Genomic DNA, 1996 nt, shown 5'->3' on the forward strand with positions numbered 1-1996 from the left:
CGGGGTTCATGTCCCCGACGGTTTCGCAACAACAGCGGATGCCTACCGCAGCTTTCTGGCAGATTCGGGGCTGGACCAGAAGATTGTCGACCGGCTCGTGGGCCTGGACGCTGACGACGTGACTGCCCTTGCCGCCGCTGGCCAGGAAATCCGCGACCTCATGCGCCAAACGCCCTTCCTGCCGGAGTTCGAAGCCCAGGTTCGTGACTTCTACCAGCAGCTGGTGGACAAGCACGGCGGCGCTGAAGACCTCTCCTGGGCCGTCCGCTCCAGCGCCACCGCCGAAGACCTTCCTGATGCGTCCTTCGCCGGCCAGCAGGAGACCTTCCTGAACGTCCGCGGGATCGACAACATCCTGCTCGCCATCAAGGACGTGTTCGCGTCCCTCTACAACGACCGCGCCATCGCCTACCGCGTGCACCACAAATTTGAACACGCCGAGGTGGCGCTCTCGGCCGGGATTCAGCGTATGGTGCGCTCCGACGTCGGGGCCTCCGGCGTCATGTTCACCATGGACACCGAGTCCGGGTTCCGCGATGCCGTTTTTGTCACATCCTCCTACGGCCTCGGCGAAGCCGTTGTCCAGGGCGCCGTAAACCCGGACGAGTTCTATGTTTACAAGCCTGCGCTGGAAGCTGGCCGGCCCGCGATCCTCAAACGCGGGCTGGGCGAGAAGGCCCTGCAAATGACCTACACGACTAACACCGAGGTCGGCCGCACAATCGATTTCGTACCCGTCGAGACCTCGATGCGGAACTGTTTCAGCATCAGCGACAACGACGTCGAACAGCTCGCGCGGCACGCCCTTGCCATCGAAAACCACTACGGCCGCCCGATGGACATTGAGTGGGGCAAGGACGGAGTCGACGGGGGCCTTTACATCCTGCAGGCACGCCCTGAAACAGTGCAGTCCCGCCGGGGCTCGGGCAGCCTGAGCCGGTTCCGCCTGAACGGCACCGGCAGGGTGCTGTCCGAGGGCCGTGCCATCGGCCAGCGCATCGGTGCCGGCAGCGTCCGCATCCTCAACGCGATCGACCAGATGGCGAGCTTTCAGACCGGAGATGTCCTGGTCGCGGACATGACGGACCCGGACTGGGAACCGATCATGAAGCGCGCCTCCGCCATCGTGACCAACCGCGGCGGACGCACCTGCCACGCAGCCATCATTGCCCGCGAACTCGGGATTCCCGCCGTCGTCGGCACCGGGGATGCTACTCACGTCCTCGTCGACGGCCAGGAAGTGACCGTCTCCTGCGCCGACGGGGAGACCGGCGTGATCTACGAAGGCCTGCTGGACTTCAAAGTTGAGGAAACTGAAGTCACCCACCTGCCCGAGGCCCCGGTCAAGGTCATGATGAATGTGGGCACCCCGGAACAGGCGTTCACCTTCGCCCAGCTGCCCAACCACGGGGTGGGCCTGGCCCGGCTGGAATTCATCATCAACCGCCAAATCGGAATCCACCCCAAGGCCCTCCTGAATTTGGACACCCAGCCGGAGGACATCGCCGCGGAAATCAGGGAACGGATTGCCGCTTACGGCAGCCCGCGGGACTACTACATCAAGCGGCTGGCCGAAGGGGTGTCCACGATCGCGGCGGCGTTCGCGCCGGAGCCGGTCATTGTCCGAATGTCCGACTTCAAGTCCAACGAATACGCCAACCTGATTGGCGGTCCCGCGTACGAGCCCCACGAGGAAAACCCGATGCTCGGTTTCCGGGGTGCCTCACGCTACCTGGACTCATCATTCCGGGACTGTTTCGACCTCGAGTGCGAGGCCCTGTCCTTCGTCCGCAATGACATGGGCCTGACTAACGTCAAGCTGATGATTCCGTTCGTGCGGACCCTCGATGAGGCCCGCGGTGTCATCGAGTTGCTGGCGGAGAACGGACTTGTCCGTGGGGTAAATGGCCTCGAAGTGATCATGATGTGTGAGATCCCGTCCAACGCGCTGCTGGCCGGTGATTTCCTGGAGTACTTTGACGGGTTTTCTATCGGC

The 1996-nt window shown here is 63.4% G+C and carries 1 protein-coding gene; it reads left to right on the forward strand.

Annotation, left to right across the window (positions count from 1 at the left end):
- Positions 1–1996, forward strand: a 1996-nt coding sequence (ppsA, locus tag AC5RWX_RS32795; RefSeq protein WP_494100342.1) for a phosphoenolpyruvate synthase, incomplete at both ends; no start/stop codon positions are given.

The organism is Arthrobacter sp. SPT-J7 (assembly GCF_059089965.1).